This window comes from Bacillota bacterium (genome assembly GCA_024655925.1).
Lineage (GTDB): Bacteria > Bacillota > DTU025 > DTU025 > JANLFS01 > JANLFS01.
Map to the genome: position 1 here is coordinate 8,336 of JANLFS010000020.1, position 4,638 is coordinate 12,973.

Here is a 4,638-nt window from a genome sequence, read left to right on the forward strand (position 1 = left end):
GCTGTACTGTCAGCAGACCCCCCACGGGAGTTTCATAATGGGCCTCGGGGATCCGAACGAACCTCGGAACTTCAACACAGGATCCAGCGTCGAATTTCTTGTGGAAATGGCGAAAAAGATCACCTGGCTTCTGCCGCCGCTTGGAGCTCTCCGTGTAGTCAGGCAGTGGGCAGGGCTCTATGACATGTCACCTGATGCGCAGCCGATTCTGGGGGAATGCCCTCCGGTCGAGAGGTTCTTCAACGCAAGTGGGTTCTCGGGTCACGGGTTCATGGTCGCGCCCATCGTCGGGAGGCTCATGGCGGAACTGATCCTCACCGGGCAGACATCCATTCCCATTGGGATGCTCGACGCGGGGAGGTTCGACCGCGGCGAGCTCATGCTCGAGCCCTCGGTTGTGTAATATCGATTCGCAACACGAAGAGGAGTTTCGAGCAATCCTGTAGAAGAATGGAGTACTGCCCAATTAGTTTGATGGCGCGTATGGAGGCTAAGGAGGATTTCCGCTGATGCTCAGACTCATTGCGATGGGCGGACCGGTGATGTACGCGATCATCCTGTGCTCCGTCGTGGCGCTCGCTGTCACCATTGAGAAAATCGTCCAACTGATCCTCATCCCCACCAAGTCTGAACCCCTCATGCGGTCGATAAAGGCTGCGCTCTCCCACGGGAGGGCAATTGAGGCGCTCCAGATCGCCAGGAGCTCACGAGGGCCCATCGCTGCACTCGCCCGCGCCGCCGTCTCCCGATATGGGCATCCCCGGGCAGAGATCTCCGAAGCCTTGGAGCGCGCGGGACGAGAGGAGATCCGCATTCTCGAAGGCAAACTCAATGTGCTTGATGCCATAGTGACGCTCGCCCCGCTGCTGGGCCTTCTCGGGACGGTGACTGGGCTGATCAGGAGCTTCCGTGTCTTGTCCGCCATGGCCGGGCTCACCGAACCGGCGCAGCTCTCTGGGGGCATAGCCGAGGCGCTGATTACCACCGCCGCAGGTCTGATAGTGGCCGCGCCGACAGTGGCCGCTCACGCGTATCTCACCAGTATCGTGGACCGCAGGATTGCGGAGATGGAGAACCGCGCGGCGGACCTTCTGAACCTCACGAGCGGGTCCGGTGGAGGCGGTGATGATAACAGATGATGTTCTCCACTCGCCCGAGGCGGAGGCCAAGAGTAGAGATTATTCCCATGATCGATGTCATGTTCTATCTGGTCGTCTTCTTCATGATTTTCAGCACTTTCAGGACTGAGACTGCCGGGATGCCGCTCGAGCTGCCAAGGGCGGCCACGGCGGCGGACCTGGAGCGCGATCACCTTGTCGCAGGGATCGATTCGTCCGGAAGAATCTACTGGAAGGGCGCGGTCGTGACCGAATCGGACCTGACTCGGGCGCTCACACCCGAGTTCAGCCGGAGCCCGGGCAAGCTCTGCATAATCAAGGCAGACAGGACCGTCAAGTATGAGCGACTCATACAGGTGATCGATGCGATCAGGAAGGCGGGTGGATCACACCTGGCGCTCGCGGTTGAACGGGCTCCGGGTTCAGGCGGTGGTATCCGATGAGGAGAAACCCCAAGGAGGACGGCGGGCCGACCGGGTACATAGTCTCAATCGCGATCCACTTGGCCGTGATTCTCCTGATTCCGTGGAACGAGCCGGCGGTAGTCGACATCTACCCTCTTGTGGGGCCGGGCGTGATCGAGATCTCGATCGAACCTCCAGCTGTTCCGACGCCTACACCCAAGCCGGAACCTGAGGTGACCATAAGGGAGGTTTCGAGGCCCACGCCTTCCAAGTCGGAGCCGAAGCCCGAGCCTAAACCCGAACCTACACCGAAGCCCGAGCCGAAGCCGGAGCCGAAACCAGCGCCAAAGCCCGAACCGCAGCCGGCCCCCAAGCCGAAGCCGGCACCCGAACCCAAGCCCGAGCCGAAGCCGGAAGTGGTGACGGACACTTCAAGCCAGTTCAGTGTGGCGCCTCCTACACCTGAGCCCGTCGCCCCTGAGCCGGTGCGGCCGGCGCCGGCTCCGGTTCCCACGCCTTTGCCTCCTGAGCCCGAGCGGGAGCCCACACCCCCGCCCGCGCCAGAGCCTGAACCTGAGCCACAGCCACCGCCGCCCCCTCCGCCCATGTTTCCCCGGGTGAAAGCGGGGGGAGTTGAGCTTCCGTCGGTGCTCGGCTCAGTGCGTCCGAGTAAGTCGGCACAGAGCGCACCGGAGACGGAAAGGGAAGGCTGGTGCATTGTGGAGTTCCGGTTCACGGCCGATGGCCGGTTTGTGGATGCCTGGGTTACTCGCGGTGTTGCCAGCCAAAACGCGGCTGCGGATCGCGCGCACAGGGCCATGCACGAGCAGATCGTGAAGGAACTCGCAGTCCGCGACTGGGAGCTTGGCGGCACGCCACGCGCTCAGTTCCGAGTGGCATATGACCTGTTTGAAGGCATCAAGGATGTGGTTCGTCTCGACCCGCCTGTGCGTTAGTGCGGCGCAACGATTTGGAGGTGCTCGTCTCATGTCAGCTTCACGCCGGGGCCTGCCAGCTGCCCTGGCTCTCGCTGCCCTCTTGATACTGGGCCTGTGTTCACTGGGTGCACTAGGGGCAGCGGAGTCAATATCCATCCAGAACCAGTTTATCCGCATCGTCGTAACTACAGGAGCGACGGAAACGGGCAGATTCGGTGTTGAGACCACCGGCGGCGACCCCAGGAACCCGGCCGACGATGGACTGGCTTTGATCTACGGCCGTCCCGTCCCGTGGACGTCTTACACTACGGTGCGCGTGGATGGTGTTGACTGGGTCTACGGTGGGAAGGCATCGCGGCGTGCCGGAAAGGCGGGGCAGTATGGCGAGACGGTTACCCCGCCGACCGTAGTCGGCAACGCGATCATCTCCACGTACCAATTGGGTGACATCCGGGTTACTCAGGATCTGTCGTTCGTCAAGAGCCCTACAACCAGGTACCAGGACACTGCCAGGATCCTCTATTACGTCGAGAATACCGGCGGGGTTCATCGGGATGTTGGAATCCGCGTCATGCTCGATACAATGCTGGGCGCGAATGACGGCGCCCCCTTGAGGGCTTATGAGTCTGCCATTGTGTCCGACACCGCACTGGCGGGGGACGAGATACCCGATTTCTGGCAGGCCTTCGACTCCTTGGTCGAACCCTCTGTCACATCTCAGGCCACGATGGTCGGGGGTGAACTGACTCCTCCCGATCGCCTCGTCTTCTCCAACTGGGGCAACTTCGCGGACCGGCTTTGGGATGTGCCCGTGGTTGCCGGGCGCGATTTCACCAGGGAAGGCGAGCGTGAGCTCGATTCCGCAGTCGCAATGTACTGGGCTCCCACACCTCTCGCCCCGGGAGAGATCCGCACCTACGTGACGTACTACGGTCTCGGCGGGATTACCCTTGCCCCTGGGCAGCTGTCTCTCGGCCTGTCATCGCCTGACGAAGTGAACCTCTCTTACGAAGGCATCGCATCGTTTCTTGCTGTCGCCTACGTTCTGAACAGGGGAGAAGGGCCTGCACAGGACGTCGAAGCCCGGCTGGTACTTCCCACCGGCTTCAGACTCGCCCACGGACAGGAGGAAGTCAGATTCCTGAGGGACATCGAACCCGGACAGATGGCCCAAGCCGCCTGGCAGATAGTCGCGACCGGCGGCGCAGCGGGCAAGAGGACTCTCACTGTCCAGGTGGCGGCAAAGAACGCGGACCCCAACAGGATATCCAGAACAGTAGAAGTGACTGGGCCACCCAGGCTCTCCGCGGTCATCGTGGCGCCCGAGGCTCTGACGGTGAGAGGAGAGAAGCTCTTTCCGTCTTTGGTCAGGGCATCACTCGTCCTGGAGAACAGAGGAGGTTCGCCAGCCTACTGGGTTTCGGCGAGACTCGGTTCCACCGGTGGCTTCACCCTGGCACGCGGGGACAAGCCCAGGCTGGTCCTGGGGCACATTGAGCCCGGCGAGAGGCGGGTAGTGTCCTGGCATTTCGAGGGCCCCGTGGGGCCCGGAACACACGAGATCACAGCCACAGTGGGCGCGGTAAACACACCGCAGGTCAGCCCGAGGTGCGCCATAGACGTTCCCAGACTGACACCAAAACTGATCCTTGTGCCGTCGGTACGTGAGACGACAGTCGGGTCGATCATAAGCGTGGACGCTATGGCAACCAACGTGCCGGATCTGCATGCCATCAAGTTCGATCTCCGATTCGACTCCCGGTTCCTGGACCTGGTGATGGTGTCGAGAGGCGCCCTTCTCACCGAAGGTGCCGCCCTTGCCCCGTGGGACCCCGGCGACTCACCCGCGCCAGGGTTGATCTCGGGCGTGTCAGGGAGGATCCCGAACCCCGGATACACGTGGGGCACCGTGGCGACGTTCCACATGAAGGCCACGCGGCCCGGGACGGCGGAGATCAGTTTCGAGAACGTGGTCCTTCTTGACTCCGCGGGCCGGGAGGTGGCGGCAAGTCCTGAGCCCTGCACTATCTGGGTGACCAACTGAACCGCGTTAATCACTTCTGTGGAGGGGTACTTATGTCGACATCTCTCAAACGGCTCATCCTAGCTTCCATCAGTGTGGTCACTGCACTTGTGGTGATGGCTGCCTCCGTTGTCGCCCAGCAGGTTCCAGTGACT

5 protein-coding genes are annotated in these 4,638 nt (G+C 61.9%); all 5 read left to right on the forward strand.

What is annotated here, in order from left to right; genetic code table 11:
• On the forward strand, nt 1-403 hold a 403-nt coding region (locus NUW23_04735), incomplete at its 5' end, for an FAD-binding oxidoreductase (GenBank protein ID MCR4425482.1).
• Between the two features lie 106 nt (nt 404-509).
• Nucleotides 510-1,139: a MotA/TolQ/ExbB proton channel family protein gene (locus NUW23_04740; protein MCR4425483.1), complete on the forward strand. Its 630-nt coding sequence runs from the start codon at nt 510-512 to the stop codon at nt 1,137-1,139.
• Complete coding sequence (locus tag NUW23_04745; GenBank protein ID MCR4425484.1) at nt 1,139-1,561, forward strand: biopolymer transporter ExbD; 423 nt, start codon at nt 1,139-1,141, stop codon at nt 1,559-1,561. The genes NUW23_04740 and NUW23_04745 overlap by 1 nt, the downstream gene beginning before the upstream one ends.
• Nucleotides 1,558-2,478 carry a hypothetical protein gene (locus NUW23_04750; GenBank protein MCR4425485.1) on the forward strand — a complete coding sequence of 307 codons (921 nt, stop codon included), beginning with the start codon at nt 1,558-1,560 and terminating at the stop codon, nt 2,476-2,478. The genes NUW23_04745 and NUW23_04750 overlap by 4 nt, the downstream gene beginning before the upstream one ends.
• A gap of 31 nt (nt 2,479-2,509) precedes the next feature.
• Nucleotides 2,510-4,504, forward strand: coding sequence for a cohesin domain-containing protein (locus tag NUW23_04755; GenBank protein MCR4425486.1), 1,995 nt, complete (start codon nt 2,510-2,512; stop codon nt 4,502-4,504).
• The last annotated feature ends 134 nt before the right edge of the window (nt 4,505-4,638 follow it).